Raw genomic sequence first — 25,183 nt, 5'->3', positions numbered from 1 at the left:
AAGCACCCCTTGACAACCACTAGGATTGCCGTATGACCGAGACGTCCCGCGTTCCTGACAAGCCCACCCTCGAAGGCCTCGAGGAGAAGTGGGCTGCGGTATGGAAGGAACAGCAGACCTACGCGTTCGACCGGACCGCCGAGCGCGCGGACGTCTACTCGATCGACACCCCGCCGCCGACCGTGTCGGGCAAGCTGCACGTCGGGCACATCTTCAGCTACACCCACACCGACCTGATCGCGCGCTTCCAGCGGATGCGGGGCAAGAAGGTCTTCTACCCGATCGGCTGGGACGACAACGGCCTGCCGACCGAGCGCCGGGTGCAGAACTACTACGGCGTCCGGTGCGACCCGACGCTGCCGTACGACGAGTCGTTCGTGCCGCCCGAGAAGCCGGACCCGAAGAAGCAGATCCCGGTCAGCCGGCAGAACTTCGTCGAGCTGTGCGGTGAGCTGACCCACATCGACGAGCAGGCGTTCGAGCGGATGTGGCGCCAGGTCGGCCTCAGCGTCGACTGGAGCTACCTCTACACGACCATCTCGGACGACTCCCGGCGTACGTCCCAGCGTGCCTTCCTGCGCAACTACGCCCGCGGCGAGGCCTATCTGTCCGAGGCCCCGACGCTGTGGGACGTCACCTTCCAGACCGCGGTCGCGCAGGCCGAGCTGGAGGCCCGGGAGTATGCGGGCGCCTTCCACAAGATCGCCTTCCACAGCGCCGACGGCCCGATCTACATCGAGACCACCCGGCCCGAGCTGATCCCGGCCTGCGTCGCGCTGATCGCGCACCCGTCCGACGAGCGCTACAAGGATTTGTTCGGTACTACGGTCCGCTCGCCGCTGTTCGGCATCGAGGTGCCGGTCCTCGCGCACGAAGCCGCCGAGCCGGACAAGGGCGCGGGCATCGCGATGTGCTGCACCTTTGGTGACCTCACCGACGTCCAGTGGTGGCGGGAGCTTCAGCTGCCGGTCCGGACCGTCATCGGCCGCGACGGCCGGCTGCTGCGCGATATCCCGGAGTGGCTCGAGGGTTCTGAGCTCTACGCCGAGCTGGCCGGCAAGACCGTGTTCAGCGCGCGGGAGCTGATCGTTCAGAAGCTGCGCGAGAGCGGCGACCTGGACGGCGAGCCGAAGCCGACCCAGCGGATGGCGAACTTCTTCGAGAAGGGCGACAAGCCGCTGGAGATCGTCTCCACCCGGCAGTGGTACATCGCCAACGGCGGCCGCAGCGAGGACCTGCGGGCCGAGTTCGTCGAGCTCGGTCAGCGCGAGGAGTGGGTGCCGGAGCACATGCGGCACCGCTACCAGAACTGGGTCGAGGGCCTGAACGGTGACTGGCTGATCTCCCGCCAGCGCTTCTTCGGCGTCCCGTTCCCGGTCTGGTACCCGATCGGCCAGGACGGCGAGCCGGACTACGACCACCCGCTGATGCCACGCGAGGAGGACCTGCCGATCGACCCGACGTCGCAGGCTCCGGCCGGCTTCGACGAGTCGCAGCGCGGCAAGCCCGGTGGCTTCCAGGCCGACCCGGACGTGATGGACACCTGGGCCACGTCGTCGCTGACCCCGCACATCGTCTGCGGCTGGGAGCGCGACCCGGACCTGTTCGCCCGGACGTTCCCGATGGACCTGAACACGCACGCGCACGACATCATCCGGACCTGGCTGTTCTCCCGGGTGGTCCGCGCCCAGTTCGAGAACGGCACGCTGCCGTGGAAGCGCTCGATGATCTCCGGCTTCGTCGTCGACCCGGACCGGAAGAAGTTCAGCAAGTCCAAGGGCAACGCCGCGCTGCCCGACGACATCCTGAACAAGTTCGGCTCGGACGCCGTCCGCTGGCGCGCCGCGATGGCCCGGCCGGGACTCGACTCGCCCTTCGACGAGTCGCAGATGAAGGTCGGCCGCCGGCTGGCGATCAAGGTCCTGAACGCGTCGAAGTTCGTGCTCGGCTTCGGTGCCACCTCGGTGGACGCCGGTGCCGTCACCGAGCCGGTCGACCTGGCGATGCTGGCCCAGCTCCGCAAGGTGATCGCCGACGCCACCGCCGCCTTCGAGCGGTACGACTACACCGGCGCGCTCGAGGTCACCGAGCGGTTCTTCTGGACCTTCTGCGACGACTACGTCGAGCTGGTCAAGGAGCGCGCGTACGGCGGCCACGGCGAGGCGGGCGCGACCTCGGCCAAGGCGGCGCTGGCTGTCGCGTTGTCGGTCCAGCTTCGGCTGCTCGCGCCGTACCTGCCGTTCGCGACCGAAGAGGTCTGGTCGTGGTGGCAGGAAGGCTCGATCCACCAGACGTCCTGGCCGGTCGCGGAGGTCGACGTCGCTGCGGCTGAGCAGGACCCGGCTGTTCTCGACGCGGTCGCCGAGGTGCTCGCGGGTATCCGGGGCGCCAAGTCGACCGCGCAGGTGTCGATGAAGACCGAGGTCTCCAAGGCGGAGGTCAGCGGACCCGCGGCACGGCTGACCCTGGCCGAGCGCGCCGAGGTCGACCTCCGAGCCGCCGGCCGCATCACCGGCGAAATCCTCTGGAGCCCCGACGACTCCGACTCGGTCTCAGTCATCGCGACTCTCTGAGCTCCACGGTCCCGCTCACCGCAACGCTCCGAGCTCCTGCAGCTGGTGGCGCCCGCTTCTCCGGAGGCGGGCGCTACTGCTTTCACCGGACCGACTACGCTGCGGCATCACCCTTGTCCTGATATGAAACCATCGGTCTAGCCCCAGCCCGTCCCCCCGGCGACCCCGTCCGAGCGCCCGCGAGGAGCACCACACATGCCCACTCCCCCCACCCCCGCCCCGGACGACCGCCCCACCCAGCCGAACACTCCCGCCACCCCCGCATCACCCCAGCAGCCGGCCACCCCCACCGAGGCTCCCCCGGCAACCGCAGGCACCCCCAGCCAAAGCACCCCTCCCACGAACTCCGCACCCAAGCAGCCAGCTGACCCCACGCCTCCGGCAACACCGGCGACTCCTCCGGCAACCTCGGCGGCCCCTCCGGCAGCCGCGGGCACCCCCAGTCCGAGCACCCCTTCCGTGAAGGCCGCACCGCAGCAGAGGCAAGCTGCAACCACGTCGACGTCCGAGGGAGCCTCGGTGGCTCCTCCGGTCGGCTCGGGCTCAGCCGGCCAGGGCGACGGCCCCGTGAAGGCCTCCGCGACCGCTTCCGGCTCGAGCTCCGGCTCCGGCGCCGGCAAAGCGGACAGCTCTGCGGCCTCCACATCCTCCGGCTCGGGCTCCGGCTCCGGTAAAGCGGACGGCTCTGCGGGTGGAGAGTCGGCGACTGGTACGAAGGTGGAGGCCAAGGGGGTTTGGTGGAAGGCGCCTTGGCGGGTTTTGAAGAAGGTGCAGTGGCGGCGGAATCCGTGGGTTACTGTCGGCGGGATCGTGCTGGCTTTGCTGGTGGTGGCAGCGGTTGGGTACTTCGCCGGGCTCGGTCCGATGAGCCGGCTCAACACCGCGCGCGGGATCGAGCCGCCGGCGAAGCTGGCCGGGCTGGATCGGGTGACTGACCCGCAGATCCGTGAGCAGTTGAAGCTGGATCAGACCCGCGACGCACTGAGCCGGATCAACGACGGCAAGCAGGCGACCGTCGAGGCGTACGGGAATCTCGACGGCCAGCGGCTGTTCGTGATGATCGCCCTGCGCGGCAAGGTCGACATCGACAAGACGATCAAGGACTCCGGTGCGACCCCCGATCTGGTCAAGCAGGTCGGCGAGGCCACCTGCGTGGAGTCCAACGCCAAGCTGCCCACCCAGTGCTACCGCGGCTCCAACACCCTCACCGTGATCGCCCAGGCGGCCAACGACGGCGTGAGCTCCAGCGAGGTCGGCCCGCTCGCCGACGAAGCCTTCGCCGCGCTGAAGTAGTCAGCCGAGCAACCCGCTGATCAGGATCATCACCGGGATCGAGAGCAACGTGCTCAGCAGTACCGCACTGCGTGCCAGCCTCCGCGCCGTGCGGTACTGAACGGCGTACACGTAGACGTTCTGAGCGGTCGGCAGCGCGGCAAGCAGCACGGGCGCGAGCAACGCAGTACCTTCGAGCCCGAGCGCCCACCGACCGATGGCGAAGGCCACCACCGGCTGCACGAACGTCTTCAGCGCGACGGCCAGTACGGCGTCCCGGTCAAGGCTGATTGAGTCCTTCGCCCCGCTCAGGCTCAGCCCGTACGCCACCAGCGCGACCGGCACCGCAGCCGCGGCCACCAGATCGATCGGACGCATCAGCAACGCCGGCAGGTCGACCCCGACGGCCGCGACGAGCAACCCAAGCAGCGACGCGACGGTCAACGGATTCCGCAACGGCCGGGTCAGCAGCGTCCGCAACGGCACACGCCGCCCACTCCCCTGCTGATCCCCATCCAGTACTGCGAACGCAACGGGCGCCATCACCAGCAACTGGAACAGCACGATCGGTGCCACCAGCGCGCCATCGCCGAGCACGTACACGGCAACCGGCACACCTAGGTTTCCCGCGTTCACGTACGAAGCAGCCAGTACGCCGATCGTCGCCTCCGGGCGGCTCCGTCGCCAGATCAGCACCGCCACACCGAGGTACAAGAGCTGTACCACGAAGATGCCGGCCAGATTGGTGAGCAGAACCGGCGAGAAGATCGCGTGCAGATCCGCCCGGGCGACGGTGGTGAACAACAACGCCGGAGTCGCCACGAAGAACGCCAGCCGCGACAGGACCAGCTCGTCCTCGGAGCGCAGTACGCCGAACAACCCGACCAGATATCCCAGGACGGCGACCGAGACGAGGGCGACGAAAGCGGCGACAACACCAGACATCGGTACGGGTCAGACCTTCGGCGGCTTCGTCACTCCGGCGATCGTATACGAAACCATTCACCCGCAGGTTACTGACGGGCAAGCCATCCAAGTGGAAAGATTCCACCAAAACCCCACAGGATGGCCCTCATGACTCCTCCCGCCAGCCCCACCAGCTCCAGCCCAGCCGCCGCCGACTCGGCGACCCCGGTACGCCGTACTGGTGCCACCTTCGCTCGTCGCACTCGCACTGCCCTCGCCGGAACCACTGCCCTCGTCGCGATCACCGCGCTGACCGCCGCCCCGGCCATCCCAGCCGTGGCCGAAAGCACTCCCGTCCAGAGTCAGCCGTCAAACGCCACACTGCCGCTCGGCGATGCGGATCTGCTCGAGACTCGCACCACCACGACACTGGCCACCGGCGTCACGTTGACCCGCATCGTCCGCGGCACCGATCCTGCCCCGGCGGACCAGATCAACACCACTCCACGCGGCCCGTGGGTCGTCAACGTGCTCACCATCGACCCCCGCAAGGCGAAGGGCGAGCTCAAGGCGACCTACGGTCCTGACCTCGCCAAGGTCGAGAAGACGACCGACCTGGTCCGCGCCGCCGGCGCCGTGGCCGGCGTGAACGCGTCGTTCTTCACGTTCACCGCCAGCGCGCTCTACCCCGGCGACCCGGTCGGGCTCGGCATCTTCGACGGCAAGCTGCTCAGCGAGCCGCTCACCGACCCGAACGAGGCCAACCTGATCATCGATGCCAAGCGCAACAAAGCGGTGATGGGCCACCTCCGCTGGACCGGCGCCGTCCGGAACCCGAAGACCGGCGCCACCCTGCCGCTGGAGTTCGTCAACCACCCGCCAGTGATCCCGGCCGCCTGCGCCACCCTTCCTGCGCAGACGTCCTGCACCGTGCCTGGCGACATCACCCTCTTCACGCCAGAGTTCGCCGCGACCACCCCAGCCGGCGCAGGCATCGAGGTCGTGCTCGACAGGCGCGGCTGCATCGAGCGCGTCGCCGCCACCCGCGGTACCGCCCTCACCGCAGGCCAGACCTCACTGCAGGCAACCGGTAGCGACGCGACCGCACTGCTCGGCATGGTGTCCCACACCTGCTTGCGCACCGACCTCGCGGTCTCCGACGAGTCCGGCGCCAAGGTTGCCCTCCGCAAGGGCCTGTACGGCGTAACCGGCCGCTACCGCCTCACCGCCAACGGCGAGATCGTCGTACCGGCCGGCACCGGCAGCTTCTTCGCCCGCAACCCGCGCACGATCGCCGGCACCTCGCGCGACGGCAAGATCACGCTCGCCACCATCGACGGCCGCCAGACCACGAGCGTCGGTACGACGATGGACGAGACGGCCGCGGTCGCCAAGGCGCTCGGTCTGCACAACGCGATCAACCTGGACGGCGGCGGCTCGACCGCGATGGCGGTCAACGGCGCCCTGGTCAGTCACCCGAGCGGCGCAGGCGGCGCCGAACGAGCCGTCGGCGACGCCATCGTCTACGTCGACAGCAACCGCCGCTGACCCCATTTCGGCGGTCAGCCCCTGAGCTTGGGGGTTGCCACCCCGGAGTACGGGGTGGCAACCCCCAATTTGGGCGGTTGACCGCCGAAATGGTGAGGGGATAGCTCAGAAGTTGTTGTTGGTGATGTCCTGGCCCAGGGCTACCTGGTCGTAGATGTTTCCGTCGTTGTCATCCGTGTAGGCGACAGCGACCTCTGCCCATGGCGACACGGCGACCACCATCTGCTCCTGCCGCCCCGCGGTCAGCTGGCTCAATCGCTGAGCCGACAATTGCGGCGCCCCCGTAGTGCCGGTGGAGTTGAAGCCGCGGACCCACACGTCGAGGTCGGCGGCCTGCGCTGTCCACCCGACCACAGTGCGCGCCTGATCGTCGATGCCCACCGACGGACTCTTGCCCCCAGCAACCACTTCGGTGTCGGCGTGGCGCGCCGCGCCGGTTCCCGTGAAGCCGCGGGTCCACGCGCCCGCAGTACCGGTGTGGTTCGACTCCCACGCGACAGCGAAGTCACCGTTGAAGTTCGCGGCGACAGACGCGTTCGTCTGCGCGCCCGTGACGTTGGCGTTCGCCGTACGCCGGGACAGCGTGACCGTGCCGGTCGTCCTGGCGAGACCAACCAATCCGACGTTGTACGACGTATCGGTACTGCCGTCACCCCACACGATGATCGCGTCGCCCGAAGCCGACACGGCGACGTCCGGCTTGTGGTGCTGACCGATCGCCGTCGAGGCGGTGACCTCGTAGGCGCGAGTCGTCGGCCCGGTGAATCCGGCTGCCCTGATCGTCGGCTGCGTACCGGTCTGGATGTCTTCCCACACCACGGTGAAGGCGACAGCGCCACCGGCAGGAGCGCCGTCCGGGTCGACTGCCACCCGCGGAGTGATCTGCTGCCCATCAGCCTTGGTGTTGGCCCGCCCGGTGGCGGTGACGGTCCCCGCGGTGTTCACGACGCGGTACGGGATGTTGTAGTAGCCGTTGCCGTCGGGGTCGTCGGCCCACACCACAACGGCGTTGCCCTTGTCGTCCAGTCCGACGTCCGGATGAAGGTGGCGCCAGTTGGTGACGCCGCTGCTACCGGCGCCGGACAGCTTCTTCTCGTACACCGGGGTCCCGTTGCGGTAGAGCCGCAGGAAGATCTCGCTGCGCGCGTTGTCGGTCGGGGCGGTCGTGTCGCGATCGTCCTCCCACACCACGGCGACGTAGCCGTTGCGGTTGGTGGCGATGGCCGGAGCATCCTGGTCGCCGGTCGCGACACTGTTGGCCGTCGTCCAGACGGGTGTGGCGACAGCGGCATGGGCCGGCGTGGCGATGGTGGCGGTCGCGGCGGTGAGCAGCACCCCGAGCGCGGCGGTGAAGAGCTTCTTCATCATGGCTGGTCCCTTCACACGGCCTGAAGGCCGGGCCGGCCCTCTTCGATCACGAACGACTTGACGGTGGTCGCCGCGGCATCGTGCTCCGAGACCTTCGCCACCGCCCGGAAATCCGCGCGCATTTGGGTCGGACTCACCGTCGTCCGGACATAGCCGCGGCGGTTGTTGAAGAACTTGAGCCACGGATTGGTCCCGACATCGGGGATCGTGGTGGCGCCGTCGCCGTCGCCACCGGAGCTGACCGAACTCGTCACGAGCTCACTGCCGATGACGGCGGAGTTCGCGTTGTTGTAGTCAGCCATCAGGTTGCTCGCCCACGCGCGGTGGACATCTCCGGTGAGCACCACCGGGTTCCGCGTGCCGCGGCTGACCCAGCCCTGCTGGATCCGGGCTCGTGAGGCGCGGTACCCGTCCCATGAGTCCATGCTCGCCCCGGACGCGTTGAAGCGCCTGGCGAAGAACACCTGCTGCCCGATGATGTCCCAGGTGCCTGTGTGCTGGGCCAGACCGTTCAGCAGCCAAGTCTCCTGGGTGTTGCCGGGCAGGCTGCGGGTGGCGAGGTCTGCGTCCGAGCAGACCTTCCAGCCGTCACCACACGCCTGGTCGTTGCGGTACTGCCTGGTGTCGAGCATGTGGAAGGTAGCGAGCTTCCCCCACTGCAGACGCCGGTACAGCGGGATGGAGGCGCCGTTGCTGGCCTGCGCCGGCCGCAGCGGCATGTTCTCGTAGTACGCCTTGTAGGCGGCGGCACGCCGAGCAGTCCACTGTGCAGCGGTCAAGGTGGGGGTACTGTCCGCGCGGATGTTGCCTGCGTGGTTGTTCTCCACCTCGTGGTCGTCCGGCACCACGATCCACGGCGCGGCCGCGTGCGCTGCCTGCAGATCCGGGTCCGACTTGTACTGCGCATAGCGGCGGCGGTAGTCAGCCAGTGTGGTGATCTCCGTACCGCCGAGGTGCAGTCGCGTCCGGCCCGCAGTAGCCGGGTACTCGTAGATGTAGTCGCCCAGGAACAGGATGACGCCTGGGTTGTCCTCAGCCATCCGGCGGTACGCCGTGTAGTAGCCCTCCTCGTAGTGCGCGCAGGAGGCGAAGGCCATGACCAGGTCGCGGCCATTGGTACCCGCCGCGGGCGCAGTACGGGTTCGGCCTACAGGTGAGACGTGACCTTGGGCGCGGAAGCGGTAGAAGTAGTCCGAGTCGGGGTTGAGGCCGCTGGCCACCACGTGCACCGAGTGAGCCGCGGCGTACGTCGCCGTGACGCTGCCCGAGGCGACCAGAGTGCTGAAGAGCTCATCGGCCGACACCTGCCAGTCCACAGCGACATTGGTGTTGGCCATGCCGCCCTGGCCGTCCGCGTTCAGCGGGGACGGGGCCAGGCGGGTCCATAGCACGACGCTGCCGGCGTCAGGCTCGCCGGAGCCGACTCCCAGCTGGAACGGGTACGGGACGGCGGCAGTGGCGGTGATGATGCTCGAGCGGGCCGGCAGTGCGGTGGCACCGGCCGCCGCGAGTCCGCCGAGGACAAGAGTTCGACGACTGATGGGTTTCATGGGCCTCACCTTCCGAGGTGCGCATGGCGCGAGGCCCTCCGGACGGATGACGCAGGCGTTGCCGTCCGGAGAACCTCACGATTGGGGCGGTTCATGCCCATGGTCCCCACAATTTGGTAAATTTCCTACCACTTGTCCTACTGGACAACAGCCCCCTGGACCTGCTTCTTGGCCGCGGGTGCCGGATCGAAGGGCTTACGGTCCTGCTGACAGGTCGTGCCGTCGGCGGGCGCCTCGAGTTGCGTCAGGTACGCCGTGATCTTGGCGTCGGCGCAGGTGCTCTTGCCGAGCGTGGTGTGTCCCCAGCCCTCGACGGTGACCATCCGCGCGTCGGGGTACAGGTCGGAGTACGGACGGGTGGCCTGGTACGGCGTGGCCGGGTCGTAGCGGGTGCCGATGACGAGGACCGGCGACTTCACCCGGTTCTCCCACGGTCCGAGGAACGCGTCGGTGTCGCGGATCGGCAGGAACTCGCAGGTCTGGCCGACCCACGCCCGCATCCGGCCGAAGTGGGGAGCCTTCTGGTCCGCGGCGTCGGCGAAGGCCGGATAGGCGAACGGCCGGCCACTCTGCTTAGCCTCGATGCACGGCTGCAGCACTTCACCGATGGACGAGTACTCCTCCTTGCGCCGGTTCCACTCGACCAGGGCCTCAGGTGCCTTTGCAGCGGCAGCCTTGGCTCGCGCTTGCCCGCTGGTGGCGAGCTCGGAGTACAGGTCGGCGAGCGCGGGCCAGGCGGCCGGCTCGTAGAGGTACTGGAAGGTCACGGCGACAGCGACCTGGTAGGTCACGGTCATTGTGGTCCCGTCCGGCAGCGGTATGACGACCGGCTTTGTCTTGAGCTTCTGCAGCGTGCTCTCGGCAACCGTCGACGGATCACCGAGCTTCGCGAGCGAGCACTGCATGGGGCCGGCCTTCTTGCACTCAGCCTTGAACTGCGCGAACGTCTCCGCGGCGCCGTCACCCTGCCGGAGCCGTACGCCGATGGGGCGCCGGTCGCCGTCAGACCCGGAGTACCAGCTGGTCTCGAGGGTGCCGTCGAGGACCAGCGCGCGGACCTTGTTCGGGAACAGCTTCGCGTAGGTGGCGCCGAGGTAGGTGCCGTAGGAGTAGCCGACGTAGCTGAGTTTCTGGTCGCCGACGGCCTGGCGGAGCAGATCCATGTCACGGGCAACGTTCGCCGTCGAGTAGTGCGCGAGGCGGTCCGGTGACGTGGTCAGGCAGCTCAGCGCAAGCTTCACGTTGGAGCGGGTGAAGGACCGCTCCTCTGCCGGGGTGACCGGGAACGGCGGCTGGCCGGCCAGTAGTGCGGCCTCCTCGGCAGCGGTCGGGGCGCAGGTCACCGGGTCCGACTTGCCGACGCCACGCGGGTCGAAGCCGAGGATGTCGAACTGCGCCCGCACCTGCGGCGTGTAGGCGATCTGTGCGAACTGCTGGACAAACGGGACGCCCGGACCGCCTGGACCGCCCGGGTTGGTGAACAGCGTGCCGATCCGCCGAGCCGGGTCACTGGCGGGCAACCGGGTCAACGCGATCGTGGTGGTGGACCCGCGCGGGCGGTCGTAGTCGGTCGGGACCTCTACAGTCGCGCACTGGAAGGCTTTCAGGGCCGGGTCGTTGCCACAGCTTCCCCAATTGATCTTCGGCACAGGCTGGGCTGCGGCAGCCTGCGGAGCGGTTGCTGCGGCGGCGGTTGCCGGTACTACGAGAGCGACGGCGGCCAGCACGGTTGAGACCCGTCTGACGGTGCTTGTACTCACGGCTCTCCCTCACATCGACGAGTGGACGTCCTCGACGCTATGAGCTGGCGGGCTCGGCACACGTCCACCACGAGAAGGAGGCCGGCGGTCCGCCTCTCAGCGGATGCCGGCCCCTCTCAGGAGTTAGCTGGCGAGCTGGGCTCGCCGCAGTACGCAGTACGGGGTGTCAGGCGGTCTTCTCGCGGCGCTCGCGCTTGCGCTCGATCTGGTCGCGCGGGATCAGCGTCGGGTTGACGTTCTCCAGCACGACCTCGCCGGTGACGACGACCTTGGCGACGTCCTCGCGGCTCGGCACCTCGTACATCACGTTGAGCAGGACTTCTTCCATGATCGCGCGCAGCCCACGGGCACCGGTGCCGCGCAGCAGCGCCTGGTCCGCGATAGCCTCGACCGCGTCCTCGCTGAACTCCAGCTCGACGTTGTCGATCTCGAACAGCCGCCGGTACTGCTTGACCAGCGCGTTCTTCGGCTCGGACAGGATCTTGATCAGCGCGTCGCGGTCCAGCGGGGAGACCGTGGTGATGACCGGGAGCCGGCCGATGAACTCGGGGATCAGACCGAACTTGAGCAGGTCCTCCGGCATCACGTCGGAGTAGCCGCTGAGCTCCTTGGGCTTCTCCGGCTCGCGCTTGGCGTTGAAGCCGAGCGTCTTCTTGCCGACCCGCTGCTCCACCATGTGGTCCAGACCGGCGAACGCGCCGCCGACGATGAACAGCACGTTGGTGGTGTCGATCTGGATGAACTCCTGGTGCGGGTGCTTGCGGCCGCCCTGCGGCGGGACGCTGGCCGTGGTCCCTTCCAGGATCTTCAGCAGCGCCTGCTGGACGCCCTCACCGGACACGTCGCGGGTGATCGACGGGTTCTCGCTCTTGCGGGCGATCTTGTCGACCTCGTCGATGTAGATGATCCCGGTCTCGGCCTTCTTGACGTCGTAGTCGGCCGCCTGGATCAGCTTCAGCAGGATGTTCTCGACGTCCTCGCCGACATAGCCCGCCTCGGTCAGCGCGGTGGCGTCGGCGATCGCGAACGGGACGTTCAGCATCCGGGCGAGCGTCTGGGCCAGGTACGTCTTGCCGCAGCCCGTCGGGCCGATCAGCAGGATGTTCGACTTGGCCAGCTCAACCGCTTCGTCCTTCGCGTGCCGGCCGGCGCTCGAGGAGCCCTGCCCGTCACGGACCCGCTTGTAGTGGTTGTAGACCGCCACCGCGAGCGCCTTCTTCGCCACGTCCTGTCCGACGACGTAGGCATTGAGGAAGTCGTAGATCTCCCGGGGCTTCGGCAGCTCCGTCAGACCGACCTCGGAGCCCTCGTTCAGCTCCTCCTCGATGATCTCGTTACAGAGATCGATGCACTCGTCGCAGATGTAGACGCCGGGACCGGCGATGAGCTTCTTGACCTGCTTCTGGCTCTTGCCGCAGAACGAGCATTTGAGCAGGTCACCGCCGTCACCTATGCGTGCCACCGGGACAGATCCCTTCTCTGAGCAGTCGAACCGGGCGAGGACTGACCGACCCGGAACTCGCTTCGACGGTACCGCGCCGGGGGCCGAAACGCCGCGCGTACCGCCGCGTTGTGTCTACGCCGGTGGCGAACGCACGGTAGCCCGGCGTTTTCCGGCCCCACTGTCAGCACCGCCGAAGCGAAACGGTCCTTGTCAGACGCCGGCCGGGACCGGGGTCTTGAGCGTCTGCAGGATGTCGTCGATCAGGCCGTACTCGATCGCCTGGTCGGCGGTGAGGAACTTGTCCCGCTCGATGTCTCGGGAAACCTCCTCGTGCGACTTGCCGCTGGCCTCGGCGAGCATCTTCTCCAGCAGCGAACGCAGCCGCAGGATCTCGTTGGCCTGGATCTCGATGTCGCTGGACTGCCCGTAGGTGCCCTCGGTGGCCGGCTGGTGGATGATGATCCGGCTGTTCGGCAGCGCGAGCCGCTTGCCCGGCGTACCGGCGGCCAGCAGCACCGCGGCGGCCGAGGCGGCCTGGCCCAGGCAGACCGTCTGCACGTCCGGCTTGATGTAGCGGATCGTGTCGTAGATCGCGGTCAGCGCCGTGAACGAACCACCGGGCGAGTTGATGTAGATGCTGATGTCACGGTCGGAGTCCATCGCCTGCAGGCACAGCAGCTGCGCCATCACGGCGTTGGCGATCTCGTCGCTGATCGGCGTACCGAGGAAGATGATCCGGTCCTCGAACAGCTTCGTGTACGGGTCGATCCGGCGCATGCCGTACGACGTGCGCTCCTCCCACTGCGGGATGAAGTAGTTCATGCTCGTGTCCTTACTTGTCGCGGGGGAGGTCAGGAGTTCGGGCTGCCGCTGCTCAGCTGAGCGGCGCTGGCCACGACGTGGTCGATGAAGCCGTACTCCTTCGCCTGGTCCGCGGTGAACCAGCGGTCCCGGTCGGCGTCGGTCTCGACCTGGTCGAGCGGCTGGCCGGTGTGCTCGGCGATCAGCTTGAACAGCTGCGCCTTGATGTGCAGCGACTGCTGGGCCTGGATCTTGATGTCGGAGGCCGTACCACCCATGCCACCCGACGGCTGGTGCATCATGATCCGCGCGTGCGGCAGGGCGAACCGCTTGTCCTTCGCGCCGGCGCAGAGCAGGAACTGGCCCATCGAGGCGGCCAGGCCCATCCCGACCGTGGCGACATCGTTGGAGATCCACTGCATGGTGTCGTAGATCGCCATGCCGGAGTCCACCGAGCCACCCGGTGAGTTGATGTACAGCCAGATGTCCTTGTTGGGGTCCTCGGCGTTGAGGAGCAGCATCTGAGCGCAGATCGCGTTCGCGTTGTCGTCGCGAACCTCCGAGCCCAGGAAGATGATCCGGTTGCTCAGCAGGCGCTGGTAGATGTGGTCGTCGAGTCCGCCGGATCCGTTGCCGCCCGCGGCGGTGGGGCTGGCTGCAAATGTCTCGTTCACGAAGCCGACATTACTGGTCCCCGACGACAGACCTAAGGCTGGTAGGCACCTGTTCGCTCACGGCGCACGCCGTCTGCCCTCAGCTAACACAGGAATGGGCGTGTTGAGGTAGGGGTGCGGGGTGATGTAGGGGCGGTCGCGGGGTGACGTATTGGCGCCCACCCGTACTCGCTTGAGGGCTGGCGCGTTGTTCCCACCCGGGCCACTTGGCGGGGGCTGTGCGTCGGTGAAGTCGGGCGTGTGGGTCGCGGGGTGATGTGGGAGCGCCCACCCGTACTCGCTCGGCGGGCCGGTGCATTGTGCCCACCCGAACCACACGGCGGTGCAGCGCAGTTGGCTCAAGGGGGACCGTGTCGATGCGGAGGCCGGAGCGCTGGGTGGCGGGCGTGCGTGCTCCCACGCCAAGTGAACCCAGCGTGTTGAGTGGCGGCATCGATGGGAACGAGCCCGAAGAGAGGCCGCCCACCTCACCCGATAGCGGCTGGGTTGCAATCTGTCAGTCGATCACGCGCTACTGCCAGACAGCAAGGTGCGGATCCCACATGAGGCCTCCGACATCGGCCCGCAGTGGTTGCTCAGCGAATTGCAGGACATCGGCGAGGACGTCGGCGAACTGCTCGGGCAGTTGGTTCGAGGCGTTGCGTCGCCGCCATGCTGCCCATCGCGTCTGGGCGATCGCCGCGTAACCGTCCAGGACTTCCGCGAAGGAGGCCAGGGTTGCATGGCGCCCGCGGGCGACCTCTTGGATTGCTCGTTGCAGGTCAGACCCATTGATCGGATGGCGTCTGGACAGAGTGTAGATATCACCGAAATCACGCCAGCGGGTGTTGGCTGTGCCTCGTTGGACGGCAGTGACGATCTTCTCGGCATGAACCATATGGATCGGATAGCCGGCGATCCGGATCGGTTCGCCACCGCGCAATCGCGGCACTTCGACGGGTACTGGCTCGGGCCAGATCGGGTCGCCCACGTTGACGTCGACGTGGAATGGCAGGCGGGCGCTGGCGAGCCGGGCGTTGACGTGCACGCGGACGCCGGAGTACTGATCTTCGTCACGGATCACGTCGGCGGTGGCGGTGTCGGGGAAGAACTCGATGCCATCGTCGGTGTGCGCGACGCCGAGCACGGCCCGGACGAGCTCGAGAACGGCTTGCGTGGAGTTGGCCAGGTCCCGGCCGGCGAGATCGACGTCTTTGGTCGCTCGGCGGGTGTCGAAGGCGGCGAGCAGGACGCCGCCTTTGAGGACGAAATTGTCACGGACCGGGCTGGTTACCAGACGTGCGAGAAAGCCCTCGAGAACGTAGAGCTGGAGCAGTTCTTGAGTAGTGCGGCCGGTTCGCTGTGCCTGATTCTTGAGATCGAGGTAGGCATCGCCGGCCGGCGTGCCTCGCGTGATTCGGCTCAAAGGAGGATCTCCAGCGTTTGGCGTAACGGTGTCAGAGCGCGGGGGAATGCTTTGGCCAGCCGGAGAAGTTCCGATGGCTGTCCTCCCCCGCGCAACCAGCGTTTGAGGGCCTCGTTGGCCAGGTCAGGGCCATCGAGGTGGCGCAGCCGGAAGGCGTCGATGATGCTGCGTTCGGCGGAGTAGATGCCGATGGTTCGGCCGGCCCCGATGTCGAGGGCGGTTCGGCCGATGGTGAAGGTCGCGGGATGGAAGCTTCGCCATCTGACCGGCGCAGTCGTTTCTGGTGTCCAGGAGCCGCGCGGGATCGCAATGTCGATCTCGGCCGGGATGTCGTCGATCAGGTCATGGCGGGCCAGCGCAGACCGTAGGCACAGAGTCGCCTGCGGTGATTTGAACGCGATCTCGATGAGGTCGTCGTCCCCCAGCCAATCGTTCTTTCGGTAGAGCCCACGAGACAACACGGCGATCTGGCCGTTCGCGATGAGGTTGCGGAGCTGGCGCTCGCTGATCCGCTCGATGGCCTCGGAGTAACCGAAGGTTTCGGGCAGCTCGTTGAGTAATTCATCGTTCGTCGGCATCACCACACCTCCTCCGGAGGAAATCCTATACATCAGCATGTCTAGTGTAGAGGATTACCGTCGCGACAGGCCGCCCAAGCACCCTGGCAGCACACGACCGCTCTTGCCAACGCATTCGCTCGTCTCGCGGTTCGGGTGGGGCACGGAGGCGCCCCCGTCGAGTGAGTACGGGCGGCCCGCCACATCACTTCGGTAGCCCACACGACCCGCCTTAGCTAGCCCACCCGCCCGCCACGTGGTTCGGGTGGGCACGACGCGCCGGCGCGAGAGACGAGTACGGGCCGGCGCGAAGTACATCAACCCGCCTTCGCACCAACCAGAACGTCGACGGCCCCGGATCCGCTGGGGATCTGGGGCCGTCGGGTGGTGTTCGGGTGAGGTCAGGCCTTGGCGGGCTCTTCCTCGGCCGGGGTGTCGGTGGCGGCCTCGGCTTCGGCGGCCTCCGGGTCGGCGTACGTGCCGTCCGGCTGCAGGGTCTTCAGCTCGACCACGTTGCCGGAGGCGTCGGTGATCTTGGCGTTCTCGACCAGGTGGGCCAGTGCCTTGCCGCGGACGACCTCGGAGACCAGGCTCGGTACCAGGTTGTTCTCGACGGCGTGCTGGGCGAACTGGTCCGGGCTGACGCCGGAGCGCTGCGCGTGCCGGACGATGTGCTCGGTGAGCTCCTGGTCGTTGACGCTCAGTTCCTGCTGCTCGGCGACCAGGTCGAGCACGAACTGGGCCTTGATCGCGTCCTCGGAACGCTTCTTCAGGTCCTCGTCGAACTCTTCCTCGGTCTGCTCCTCGCCCTCGAGGAACTGCGCGAACGTCATGCCGGAGTACCCGAGCTGCTGCTCCAGGTTCTCCTTGCGGGCCGCCAGCTCGTCGGTCAGCAGGCCCTCGGGGACCGGCACGTCGACCAGGGTCAGGATCTTCTCGAGTACTGCGTCGCGCGCGTCGCCGGCCTGCTCGAGACGCTTGCCGCGCTCCAGGCGGGCGCGCACATCCGCCTTCAGCTCCTCGGCGGTGTCGAACTCCGACGCGGTCTGCGCGAAGTCGTCGTCGAACTCCGGCAGCTCCTGCTCCTTGACCGCGGTCACGGTGACCTCGACGTCGACGTCCTCGCCCTTGAGCTCACCGCCGACCAGCTGGGTCACGAAGGTCTTCGACTCGCCGGCGTTCAGGCCGATCACGGCCTCGTCCAGGCCGTCGAGCAGCTGACCGCTGCCGACCTGGTACGACAGACCGGTGGCCTGCGCCTCCTCGATCTTCTCGCCGTCCTTGGTGGCCGACAGGTCGATCGTGATGAAGTCCTTGTCGGCGACCGCGCGCTCGACCGGGTTCAGCGAACCGAACCGCTGGCGCAGCGCCTCGAGCTGCTCGTTCACCTCGTCGTCGCTGATCGCGATGTCCTCGACACCGGCCTCGAGACCCTCCAGGTCCGGCAAGGTGATCTCCGGGCGGACCTCGACCTCGGCGGAGAACTGCAGGCTCTCCTTGTCGTTGAACTCGGTCACGTCGACCTCGGGCCGGCCGATCGCCTTGACCTGGTTGTCCTGAACGGCCTGCGAGTACAGCTTCGGCAGCGCGTCGTTGATCGCCTCTTCGAGCACCGGCCCACGACCGACCCGCTGGTCGATGACCTGCGGCGGGATCTTGCCCTTGCGGAAGCCCGGTACGACGATCTGGCTGCCAATGCTCTTGTACGCCGCGTCGAGGCTCGGCTTGAGCTCCTCGAACGGCACCTCGACGATGAGCCGGACCTTAGTCGGGCTCACGGACTCGACGGTGCTCTTCACGGTGGCGGTTCTCCTTGGTCGGTGACGTTCACAGCCGTGGCCGGACAGGCCACGCTGCACGGTGCTGCAGGGGTTTGTCGGGGCGACAGGACTCGAACCTGCGGTCTCCTGCTCCCAAAGCAGGCGCGCTAGCCACTACGCTACGCCCCGCAGTGACCGCACGAGTCTAGTGGACGCGGACCAGTGCTCGCGCCCCCACCCCCTCCCGGCATCCAGTTTGAGACCTGGCCCGGCGGTGTGGAATCATGTCCCCGCCCACCCAAACAGGGCATCGCGGGTGTAGCTCAATGGTAGAGCCCCAGTCTTCCAAACTGGCTACGCGAGTTCGATTCTCGTCACCCGCTCCACCAGCAAAGGCCCAGGTCAGAGGCAACAACCTCCACCCTGGGCCTTCCGCATGGGTGGACCGGCCCGAGGATCGCCGGGATGGTCACGTGGCGCTCAAGGAAGTGCCGACCGCTGAGCGGGAGAACCTCTCGGCGATGCTCCGGCCCTATCTGACGCACTCCGGCGATTTACCGGCTTCCGGTGATCATGCTGACTTCGTCGTGGCCGAGTTCAAAGCCGATGACCGCCGTTCAATGCTCGTCGTCGAGGAGTTCTGTTAGACCTGGATCGCGGTCAGGAGGCTTGGGAGGCTGGTTGGGTGGGCCAGCTTTAGGTTTGCGAGGTCGGTGGGACGGAACCAGCGGAGGTCGTCGTGTTCGTCCGGTGCGGCGTTGACTGGTTCGCCGTCCCAGTGGGTCACGAGGAAGGCGTGCCAATCGAGGGTGGGGTCGCTGATCGTCATCGGCATGGGTACGGGGTCGTGGATGTGGACTCCGAGTTCTTCGAGGCACTCGCGGCGTACCGCTTGGTCAGGCAACTCGCCCGCTTCGACATGCCCGCCGACGAGGTCCCAGCAGTCGGGATACCACCGGCGCGACGGGTGGCGATGCACCAACAGCACGAGACCGTCGCGCACCAGCAAAGCTGCTGAGATGGGAATACGGGCAACCATGGCGGCACCCTAGACGCGAACGCATCCCCCGGCCGCGATGCCGTCGGCTGTTGCAGATCACCTGGCTGATGAGCGTCGGGCATCACCCGACGGAGGCATTAGACCCATAGGCGTCTGGCGCATGCCAACTCATGGCTGACGGTCGCCGTGGTCGGCCTGCTGTCATACGTTGGTCAACTGGTGCGTGGGATTGGGGTCTTGTGATGGGTGGTCGGCGGCCGAGTCCGTGGGTTCTTCTGAGGTGTTTCGCACCCTTGTGAATCAGGCGGGTCTGACGGTGGAGTCTTTGACTGCGGCGAGCGCGTGGTTGGTGTTCGGCTCGTTCAGCAGGATCGAGTTCGAGGTGTCGCAGGAGCCGGACTCCGATGGTCTCCTGTACCAGTTCGGGATCTACGAATTCTCCGGCGAGCCACGCTTTCACCTCGATCTGACCAGGCAGTTCGGCTTGCGTGATTCCGACGAGTATCTGCAGTTCCACTGCGATCTCCAGTACCTGCCGACGCCTCGGCTCGAATTACTGGGATCACACAATGAGTGGTGGTTCCGTGGCGACGCGACGCCGCTACCGGAGTGGATCGCCGCGGTGGCCCAGCGTCCGGAATGGTCTGTCCTGGAGTCGGCACTACCGACGGCGGTCGAGGTGTACTGCGCCGAGACGTGATGTGGTCGATAGATCCTGACCGTGCGGACCGGCAGAGGGGTGGTCCACGCGATGACGCGAGCTCGCTATCAGGTGGACCGGGCAGGGCGCCTCAAGGCGGGCGATGACCTCGGCCACCGTGAAGCCGTAGCACGCGGGAGCCGGTCCATTTCAGGCCAGCTCGGACAGGTCCAGTGGGAACGGCGAGCCAGGAGTGTCTGGGGTCCATCCGTGGTGGAGGGCGAGGCGGATGGTGCGGGCGACGTCGGAGGGCAGGACTGCGGTGTGGGGCGCGCACACCCAGTTGCTGGGATGTGCGTGGTTCGTTGTGACCACCAGTACGGAGCCTGCTTGATCGGCCCGCTCGACCGCATAAGTGCAAGGTGACCAGGCGAGGCCCTGGCTGTAGGTTGGCCGCCTTCGCAGCCGCCAGCGGTACGGCAGACCGTCGACCACGATCTCCCGGGAACCTTTCCTGCCCAACGCCATCTGGCCTCCGCACCACCTGATATCCACGCCCATCGTCTCAACTGCTCAATCCGACACACAGACGGGCCGGTGGACATCTGAGTCATGAGGCCTTGTCAGGTTGGGTGTTTTAGCCAGTTGAGGGTTAGGTGGGCTACCTCGGTGGGGGCGTCGTCGGTGATGAAGTGGGCTGCGTTGTCGATGTAGGCGAACTCGATGTGGTCGGCGTACCGGGTGGGGTTTCGGCAGATTTGGGTTATGCGTTGTTCGGTCAATGGGTGGTCCCGGCGGCCGAAGATGATGAGGGTGGGGACGGTTAGGCGTCGGTGGCGGTAGGCGTCGCGCATCATGCGCAGGGCTTCGGGGACGACCATGTTGCGGACCAGGGGGCGTACGGCGCTGTCGATGTCGGGGCGGCGCAATGGGGCTAGGTGGGCTTCGACGGTGGCCGCTGAAGAATCCCGGCGGTACGGCGAGTTGCGTGGCCGTGCGGACCCGCTCGGGGTGGTCGTAGGTCAGTTGCATCGCGGTGATGACGCCCATGTCGTGGGCGACGAGATGGGCGCGCTCGATGTCGAGTACGTCGACGAGGGCGAGCAGGTCGCGCAGGCGAGTCTCGCGTGACGGCACTGGTCGAGAGGGTGAAGCGGCGTCCGGCGGAGGGTGATGTCATCGCCCTCCGCTACGACCCAAAGAAGCCGACGCGGGCCGCGGACCCGGCAGCGTCCGGGTGGCATCCGTTCGACCTCGTATTCCTCCCGGTCGCTCCGGTGGTTGTCGTCGTGGCATGGGCTCGCTGGCACAGATGGAGACGCCACCGAGGCTCCGACTGACGAAAGCCCTGACGCCTGATCGAGCCGTGAAGTGAGTGGAAAGCGAGTAGAAAGCGGGGGTGGTTAGCGTCGGGGTTTCTGGATGGCGGCTGACCAACGGGAGGTTTGTGTGCGGCTTATCGGCGGCAGGTTCAAATCGGTTTTTGGGGTGTTGGTTCTGGCGGCGGCGCTGCTGGTGACTGTTGGGATCACTCAGTGCCAGTAGGTACTAAGGTGCTGCAGTGTGGGATGAGCGGCGGGGCTTAGGCAGGGCGGTTGCGGGGATTTGTCTTGCTGTGGCTGGGCTGTTTGTGTTCGTGGGGCTCTTTCTTCCTTCGCATGACTATGCGGGGCTTGGGGATCCTGTGCTCGACCGGGTCGTGTCTGATGATGCCCGGGATGCGACGGCGTTGCTGGCGGTGGTGTCGGTGGTTCTCGCTGGTACTGCGATGGTGGTGACCAGGTCTCGCAGGTCCGTCATCGCGTGCGCTGTGGTGCTTGCGCTTGGGGTGCTCAATCTCGTCCGGGTCGCGCAGTACTACTGACAAGTGTTCGGCGAGATAGCCTCCGCGGATGACGTTGCGGGCCAGTCGGTTGATGACATCGATGTTTCTGGTCCGCGACGGACAGGTTCTGCTGCTCTACCGGAAGGGGTCGCGCGCGATCGGCGACTCCTGGGTGGGAATCGGCGGTCACCTCGCCGGCGCCGAGAGCGAGGATCCGACCGCCGGAATCCTTCGGGAGGTGGAGGAGGAGATCGGTGTGATTCCTGACCAGCTCTCTGAGCTTGCCCTGCGGTACGTGGCTCTGCGGGACACCGGGACCGGGCTTCGGCACACCTACTACTTCACCGCCACCCTTCGGCCCGGCGTACTGGTTCCGGCGGACTGCGATGAGGGTGTACTTCGGTGGTTCGATCTGGCGATGGATCCCACTGGGCTGGAGATGCCGCCGACCGCTCAGCTCGCTTTCGCACACTGGTTGAGGGGAGGCCGCCGGGACGACGTACTTCGGTTCATCGTGCTCGGCGCGGACGGTCAGCAGATCGGCCCGTCCTGACCACCCGCTGGCCGCGGGCTTCTCGTGACCCTGGGTGGCTGGGAGCATTGTGGATATGAGTTTCAGGTCGCCGGTCCTGCGGGCTATCACCGAGGATGACGAGCGGTGGGATGATCCGTCCGAGGATTTGCTGTTCGATCTCTTGAGCGACATCGAGAACGGCTTGGGTGGGTTTCTCATCGTCGAGCGGACCTCTGATCCCGGCAAGCAGACCTATGCGCAGGCCGCGCGGCAGGACGACGGGTCGTACGTGGTCGAGCACTCCGAAGGCAGCGCCGACCGCCACTACGGCACCGTGGTCGCCGACATGCGCGCCGCCCACCAACTCCTTACCGGATGGGCCTTCGAACTCCCCGCCTGGAACCACACCGCGAAGTGGACCCAACTCCGCCTCTGATTGCGTCCTCGGCGGTGATTGGGGGCGTTGGCGGTGGCCGGGGGATTTGGTAAGCGCTTCCGCTACTGGGCGGTCGAGGTTAAAGTGCCGCGCTTAGGGGAAGGCGGCGCCTGGCCGTCTGAGGGGGTTTGGCGATGTTGTTGCGGTCAAAGCTGGTTGCTGTCGCGTGTGCGGTGGTGTTGGTGCCGGTGGTTGCGGTGCAGGTGATGGCGGCTGATCCGCCTCTGCACCTGGGTGAGGGGGTGGCGGTCGGCGCCAGGGCGGTGGCTGATCCCGCGGTGCAGATCCGGCAGGCGACGAGTTCGTACTACGTGACGTCGTACGGGCAGCCGGACGCGCTCGAGCCGTGGGAGATCCTCAACACCACCAACGGCGCGGTGGTCCGGACCGTCCCGCGTCTCGCCGACAAGCCGGACGAAGCGCCGACGCTCCTGGGCAAGTACGTCGTGACGCCAGCTGCCGCCCAGATCACCTTCCGCGACATCGCGACCGACGCGGTCAGCCAGGTCGCAGTACCGGCAGGCGCGACGTACCAAGGCGCCTATCCCGGCGGGGTCCTCCTGTCGCGTGCGGCCGACAGCTCGCTCGTACTGCGTGCGGTCGACAACACCGAGAAGCCGATCACCGGCCTGACCTTCGGCGACCCGGTCATCCTCGACACCACCAGCACCGCGATCCTGGTCGCGATAGCCGGCCGCCTCTCAGTCGTAGACACAGCAACCGGTACTGCGACCGCAGCGGCCACGCTGCCCGCCAACCCGGCCTGGGCTGCCCTCACCCCCAACCGGGTGCTCTGGCAGACGGACTCCAACACGGTCGGCTGGAAGCAGGGCGCAACGACCGGCACGGTAGAGGTGCCCTCTGGAGTCCCCCTGCTCACAGTTGGCGACGACCTCGCAGTACCCGTGCCTGAGTCCAAGCAGCTGACCAAGATCGCCGTCAACGGCGGCGCTGTCACCCCCAACTTCGTCACGGGCGTCCACGACGCGGCAGACCTCGGCAACGGCCGTCTGCTGGTCAGTGCGCAGAGCAAGGTCGCCAGTGTCGGCGCGGACGGCGTACTGACGACGGTCAAGGCCACTCCCGCCTTCGCCGCTCAGGTCAGCGGAGTTGCGATGTCAGGTGCCCGCGTGGTGACGGCGGACTACCAGCCGGACCACGGCGTCTACGAGACGACCACCAACGGCACAACCTGGTCGTCGCTGAGCCTCAGCAACTCCGGCAAGCCGCTGCAACTCGAGGGAACCACCCTGGTGACCTACCAGGCCGGCATCGCCCGAGTGCGCGGCTCTGGAGGCGACCTGACCTTCCCAGCGACCGATGAGGTCGTTCTGGGCAAGGGCGGCAAGCTGGTTTCGCACCGTACGCCGGATGCGGCCACCGCCGCGGTCTACGACGTCGCGACCAAGACCAAGCTGGCCGACTACCCAGTGCCCTTCGCCCTGGCCGACACCTCGGTCTGGAAGGTCACTGAGCTCGGCGTGCTCACCGGCAAGGACCTCACCACCCAGGCGACCAAGACGATCGCAGTAGCCAGCGGCTGCACGGTCGCCAGCGACCGGGTGAACGGCCGCTGGGCTCTACTCACCGGCTGCGCCGGCGGCAACCAAGTGGTCGACATCAAGGGTCCCGAGGCGCCCCGCCACCTGACAGTCGGTACAGACGCTCAGCTGGGCAACGGGTTCGTCGTACAGAGTGCAGTAGGCGAGAACGACGCCAAGGAGTTGCTGGTCACGGACCTCAACGACCGTGGCTTCGCTCAGCGCCGCTACGGACCGATCAACGGGCAGGCCGCCAGCTTCAGAGCAGACGGCGCTGGTGGCGCCAAGCTCATCTACGCCGACACGGACGCCCGCCCGCGCATCGCCAGCCTCAGCTGGCTGGCGGCCGACCCGCAGGTGGGGCCCGACACCACCGCGCCAGTGCTGACCAGTGCGAGTGCCGGCGAGCGGCTACGAGACAACACGAGCCTGTCCTTCGAGTGGGCGTTCACTGACCCGCAGGACCCCAACGCCCCGGCAACCGGCGTACGGTCCTACGACCTCCGCATCCAGCAGCGGCCGAACCGCACCTCGCCGTACGGCGCCTGGAACGAGGTGCCGGAGTGGCAGGGACTCCGGACCACAGGGGCCAGCTACTCCGCGGCCCCGGGCACCGACACCTGCTGGCAGGTTCGCGCTCGCGACTACGCCGGCAACCTGAGTGCCTGGAGTACGTCGTACTGCAGCGAGGTCGACGGCGTCGCGCCGGTGGCCGTCACGCTGAGGATCAGCGACCGGGTCTTCCTCGGTACGCCCGCCTCGGTCCGCTGGGCGTACAAGGACGAGACCTCGGTCGCGAGCTACGACGTCGTCTACAAGATCGCACCGGCCGGAGCCGCCTTCGGCAAGTGGATGTACCCGGCGACCTGGCAGAACGTCCAGTTCACCTCCATCTCGTGGACGCCGCGACTGGGCCTGGACGAGTGCTTCATGATCCGCGCCCGCGACGTCTTGGGGAACGTGTCCGCCTGGTCGACACAACTGTGCTCGATGGCGCCGCAGGACGATCGCGCCCTGACGTCCGCAGGCACGGTGACCCGGGCGACCAGCACGCTCGCCTTCCAGGGCACCACCTCGGTGCTCAAGGCGAACGGCGCCTACCTGACCAAGACCGGCGAGGCGGGTCTGCGGATCGCGCTCGTCACGATCAACGGCCCCGGCCAGGGCAAGGTCGACGTCTACCACGCCGGCATCAAGATCGGCACCGTCGCGCTGGCCGCGACCACCACCGCGCGCAAGGTCACCTACCTGCCGATCACCCCGTTCCGCTCCGGCGCGGTCAAGATCGTCTCGACCTCCACAGCCCCGGCCGTCATCGACGGTGTGGCGTTCCTGCGGATCTGATCTATAGCGGAACGTAATCAGCGTGAGCCCCGTCACCGCCCGGTGGCGGGGCTTGGCTATTGCAACAAGTGGTAATTCGTCACCGTGGGACGGAATTGCCAGGACAAGCGCTTACCGCCTAAGCGATACTGGAAAGTGCGCCGTTTTCCGGTAGCGAACCCACATCCATGCCGAGCATGTTGGGAAGTGCGCCCCTCCAGATGCCCTCCGAGCAACCTGTCCAAGCGCCGTCCATCGCAGACCCTTCCACCCGTCTCACTCCCCG

The 25,183-nt window shown here is 67.1% G+C and carries 23 protein-coding genes and 2 tRNA genes; 11 read left to right on the top strand and 14 right to left on the bottom strand.

Features of this window, described 5'->3' with window-relative positions; translation table 11 throughout:
• Window positions 1–32 precede the first annotated feature (32 nt).
• Both valS and ACQPYM_RS13860 read left to right on the top strand, forming a co-directional pair.
• The gene (gene valS / locus ACQPYM_RS13865) at window positions 33–2,573 is read left to right on the top strand and encodes a valine--tRNA ligase (RefSeq protein WP_433020351.1); all 2,541 of its coding nucleotides are present in this window, start codon (window positions 33–35) and stop codon (window positions 2,571–2,573) included.
• A gap of 519 nt (window positions 2,574–3,092) precedes the next feature.
• Window positions 3,093–3,866, top strand: a complete 774-nt coding sequence (locus tag ACQPYM_RS13860; RefSeq protein WP_433020348.1) for a hypothetical protein — start codon at window positions 3,093–3,095, stop codon at window positions 3,864–3,866.
• On the opposite strand, the gene ACQPYM_RS13855 is transcribed toward ACQPYM_RS13860, so the two are convergent.
• Window positions 3,867–4,790, bottom strand: coding sequence for an AEC family transporter (locus ACQPYM_RS13855; RefSeq protein ID WP_433020345.1), 924 nt, complete (start codon window positions 4,788–4,790; stop codon window positions 3,867–3,869). It abuts the gene before it with no gap.
• A 129-nt stretch (window positions 4,791–4,919) separates the two neighbouring features.
• Here ACQPYM_RS13855 and ACQPYM_RS13850 point away from each other — a divergent pair, with 129 nt between their 5' ends.
• Window positions 4,920–6,299, top strand: a complete 1,380-nt coding sequence (locus ACQPYM_RS13850; RefSeq protein WP_433020342.1) for a phosphodiester glycosidase family protein — start codon at window positions 4,920–4,922, stop codon at window positions 6,297–6,299.
• Between the two features lie 105 nt (window positions 6,300–6,404).
• Here ACQPYM_RS13850 and ACQPYM_RS13845 read toward each other — a convergent pair whose 3' ends face one another.
• The 10 genes from ACQPYM_RS13845 to ACQPYM_RS13800 form a co-directional block, all read right to left on the bottom strand.
• On the bottom strand, window positions 6,405–7,667 hold the full coding sequence (locus tag ACQPYM_RS13845; protein WP_433020339.1) for a hypothetical protein: 1,263 nt from the start codon (window positions 7,665–7,667) through the stop codon (window positions 6,405–6,407).
• 11 nt (window positions 7,668–7,678) lie between these two features.
• Window positions 7,679–9,217 (bottom strand): alkaline phosphatase D family protein, encoded by a 1,539-nt coding sequence (locus ACQPYM_RS13840; RefSeq protein WP_433020336.1) that lies wholly within the window; start codon window positions 9,215–9,217, stop codon window positions 7,679–7,681.
• Window positions 9,218–9,354: 137 nt separating this feature from the next.
• Complete coding sequence (locus tag ACQPYM_RS13835) at window positions 9,355–10,977, bottom strand: alpha/beta hydrolase (RefSeq protein ID WP_433020333.1); 1,623 nt, start codon at window positions 10,975–10,977, stop codon at window positions 9,355–9,357.
• Between the two features lie 166 nt (window positions 10,978–11,143).
• Window positions 11,144–12,439, bottom strand: a complete 1,296-nt coding sequence (clpX, locus tag ACQPYM_RS13830; RefSeq protein ID WP_360281828.1) for an ATP-dependent Clp protease ATP-binding subunit ClpX — start codon at window positions 12,437–12,439, stop codon at window positions 11,144–11,146.
• 192 nt (window positions 12,440–12,631) lie between these two features.
• On the bottom strand, window positions 12,632–13,243 hold the full coding sequence (locus ACQPYM_RS13825; protein ID WP_433020329.1) for an ATP-dependent Clp protease proteolytic subunit: 612 nt from the start codon (window positions 13,241–13,243) through the stop codon (window positions 12,632–12,634).
• A gap of 29 nt (window positions 13,244–13,272) precedes the next feature.
• The gene (locus ACQPYM_RS13820) at window positions 13,273–13,896 is read right to left on the bottom strand and encodes a ClpP family protease (protein WP_433020326.1); all 624 of its coding nucleotides are present in this window, start codon (window positions 13,894–13,896) and stop codon (window positions 13,273–13,275) included.
• 511 nt (window positions 13,897–14,407) lie between these two features.
• On the bottom strand, window positions 14,408–15,301 hold the full coding sequence (locus ACQPYM_RS13815; RefSeq protein WP_433020323.1) for a nucleotidyl transferase AbiEii/AbiGii toxin family protein: 894 nt from the start codon (window positions 15,299–15,301) through the stop codon (window positions 14,408–14,410).
• Window positions 15,298–15,879, bottom strand: a complete 582-nt coding sequence (locus tag ACQPYM_RS13810; protein WP_433020320.1) for a type IV toxin-antitoxin system AbiEi family antitoxin domain-containing protein — start codon at window positions 15,877–15,879, stop codon at window positions 15,298–15,300. Before ACQPYM_RS13810 ends, ACQPYM_RS13815 begins: the two co-directional genes overlap by 4 nt.
• Window positions 15,880–16,259: 380 nt before the next feature.
• Window positions 16,260–17,657: a trigger factor gene (gene tig / locus ACQPYM_RS13805; RefSeq protein WP_433020317.1), complete on the bottom strand. Its 1,398-nt coding sequence runs from the start codon at window positions 17,655–17,657 to the stop codon at window positions 16,260–16,262.
• A gap of 77 nt (window positions 17,658–17,734) precedes the next feature.
• Window positions 17,735–17,807 (bottom strand) — tRNA-Pro (locus ACQPYM_RS13800).
• Between the two features lie 123 nt (window positions 17,808–17,930).
• Between ACQPYM_RS13800 and ACQPYM_RS13795 the strand changes: the two genes are divergently transcribed.
• Together ACQPYM_RS13795 and ACQPYM_RS13790 are read left to right on the top strand one after the other, a co-directional pair.
• A tRNA-Gly gene (locus ACQPYM_RS13795) sits at window positions 17,931–18,004 on the top strand.
• An 87-nt stretch (window positions 18,005–18,091) separates the two neighbouring features.
• Window positions 18,092–18,265, top strand: a complete 174-nt coding sequence (locus ACQPYM_RS13790) for a hypothetical protein (protein WP_433020314.1) — start codon at window positions 18,092–18,094, stop codon at window positions 18,263–18,265.
• Here the strand turns inward: ACQPYM_RS13790 and ACQPYM_RS13785 are convergent.
• The gene (locus ACQPYM_RS13785; RefSeq protein WP_433020311.1) at window positions 18,262–18,657 is read right to left on the bottom strand and encodes an NUDIX hydrolase; all 396 of its coding nucleotides are present in this window, start codon (window positions 18,655–18,657) and stop codon (window positions 18,262–18,264) included. The genes ACQPYM_RS13790 and ACQPYM_RS13785 overlap by 4 nt on opposite strands.
• 277 nt (window positions 18,658–18,934) lie before the next feature.
• Between ACQPYM_RS13785 and ACQPYM_RS13780 the strand changes: the two genes are divergently transcribed.
• On the top strand, window positions 18,935–19,318 hold the full coding sequence (locus tag ACQPYM_RS13780) for a hypothetical protein (RefSeq protein WP_433020308.1): 384 nt from the start codon (window positions 18,935–18,937) through the stop codon (window positions 19,316–19,318).
• 150 nt (window positions 19,319–19,468) lie between these two features.
• Here ACQPYM_RS13780 and ACQPYM_RS13775 read toward each other — a convergent pair whose 3' ends face one another.
• Window positions 19,469–19,786: a hypothetical protein gene (locus ACQPYM_RS13775; RefSeq protein WP_433020305.1), complete on the bottom strand. Its 318-nt coding sequence runs from the start codon at window positions 19,784–19,786 to the stop codon at window positions 19,469–19,471.
• Window positions 19,787–19,881: 95 nt separating this feature from the next.
• Window positions 19,882–20,187 carry an alpha/beta fold hydrolase gene (locus ACQPYM_RS13770; RefSeq protein ID WP_433020302.1) on the bottom strand — a complete coding sequence of 102 codons (306 nt, stop codon included), beginning with the start codon at window positions 20,185–20,187 and terminating at the stop codon, window positions 19,882–19,884.
• Between the two features lie 22 nt (window positions 20,188–20,209).
• Here ACQPYM_RS13770 and ACQPYM_RS13765 point away from each other — a divergent pair, with 22 nt between their 5' ends.
• From ACQPYM_RS13765 to ACQPYM_RS13745, 5 genes are all read left to right on the top strand, one after another.
• Complete coding sequence (locus ACQPYM_RS13765) at window positions 20,210–20,389, top strand: hypothetical protein (RefSeq protein WP_433020299.1); 180 nt, start codon at window positions 20,210–20,212, stop codon at window positions 20,387–20,389.
• 568 nt (window positions 20,390–20,957) lie between these two features.
• Complete coding sequence (locus tag ACQPYM_RS13760; RefSeq protein ID WP_433020296.1) at window positions 20,958–21,122, top strand: hypothetical protein; 165 nt, start codon at window positions 20,958–20,960, stop codon at window positions 21,120–21,122.
• 28 nt (window positions 21,123–21,150) lie between these two features.
• On the top strand, window positions 21,151–21,636 hold the full coding sequence (locus ACQPYM_RS13755; RefSeq protein ID WP_433020293.1) for an NUDIX domain-containing protein: 486 nt from the start codon (window positions 21,151–21,153) through the stop codon (window positions 21,634–21,636).
• 55 nt (window positions 21,637–21,691) lie between these two features.
• Window positions 21,692–22,033 carry a hypothetical protein gene (locus ACQPYM_RS13750; RefSeq protein WP_433020290.1) on the top strand — a complete coding sequence of 114 codons (342 nt, stop codon included), beginning with the start codon at window positions 21,692–21,694 and terminating at the stop codon, window positions 22,031–22,033.
• Between the two features lie 134 nt (window positions 22,034–22,167).
• A complete protein-coding gene (locus ACQPYM_RS13745) occupies window positions 22,168–24,918 on the top strand; it encodes a hypothetical protein (RefSeq protein WP_433020287.1) in 2,751 nt (916 codons plus the stop codon).
• Window positions 24,919–25,183 lie beyond the last annotated feature (265 nt).

This window comes from Kribbella sp. CA-294648 (assembly GCF_050943845.1).
In the GTDB taxonomy this organism is placed as follows: domain Bacteria; phylum Actinomycetota; class Actinomycetes; order Propionibacteriales; family Kribbellaceae; genus Kribbella.
The sequence above is the reverse complement of the archived record's forward strand: the minus strand, read 5'-3'. Positions and strand labels throughout refer to the sequence as shown.

Excerpts from the sequence above, each read along its gene's own strand:
- ACQPYM_RS13745 (WP_433020287.1), top strand. The coding sequence starts at position 22,168 with ATGTTGTTGCGGTCAAAGCTGGTTGCTGTCGCGTGTGCGGTGGTGTTG.
- ACQPYM_RS13845 (WP_433020339.1), bottom strand. The coding sequence starts at position 7,667 with ATGATGAAGAAGCTCTTCACCGCCGCGCTCGGGGTGCTGCTCACCGCC.
- ACQPYM_RS13810 (WP_433020320.1), bottom strand. The coding sequence starts at position 15,879 with ATGCCGACGAACGATGAATTACTCAACGAGCTGCCCGAAACCTTCGGT.
- valS (WP_433020351.1), top strand. The coding sequence starts at position 33 with ATGACCGAGACGTCCCGCGTTCCTGACAAGCCCACCCTCGAAGGCCTC.
- ACQPYM_RS13775 (WP_433020305.1), bottom strand. The coding sequence starts at position 19,786 with ATGGCGTTGGGCAGGAAAGGTTCCCGGGAGATCGTGGTCGACGGTCTG.
- ACQPYM_RS13855 (WP_433020345.1), bottom strand. The coding sequence starts at position 4,790 with ATGTCTGGTGTTGTCGCCGCTTTCGTCGCCCTCGTCTCGGTCGCCGTC.
- ACQPYM_RS13825 (WP_433020329.1), bottom strand. The coding sequence starts at position 13,243 with ATGAACTACTTCATCCCGCAGTGGGAGGAGCGCACGTCGTACGGCATG.
- ACQPYM_RS13785 (WP_433020311.1), bottom strand. The coding sequence starts at position 18,657 with ATGGTTGCCCGTATTCCCATCTCAGCAGCTTTGCTGGTGCGCGACGGT.
- ACQPYM_RS13750 (WP_433020290.1), top strand. The coding sequence starts at position 21,692 with ATGAGTTTCAGGTCGCCGGTCCTGCGGGCTATCACCGAGGATGACGAG.
- ACQPYM_RS13755 (WP_433020293.1), top strand. The coding sequence starts at position 21,151 with ATGACGTTGCGGGCCAGTCGGTTGATGACATCGATGTTTCTGGTCCGC.
- ACQPYM_RS13850 (WP_433020342.1), top strand. The coding sequence starts at position 4,920 with ATGACTCCTCCCGCCAGCCCCACCAGCTCCAGCCCAGCCGCCGCCGAC.
- ACQPYM_RS13840 (WP_433020336.1), bottom strand. The coding sequence starts at position 9,217 with ATGAAACCCATCAGTCGTCGAACTCTTGTCCTCGGCGGACTCGCGGCG.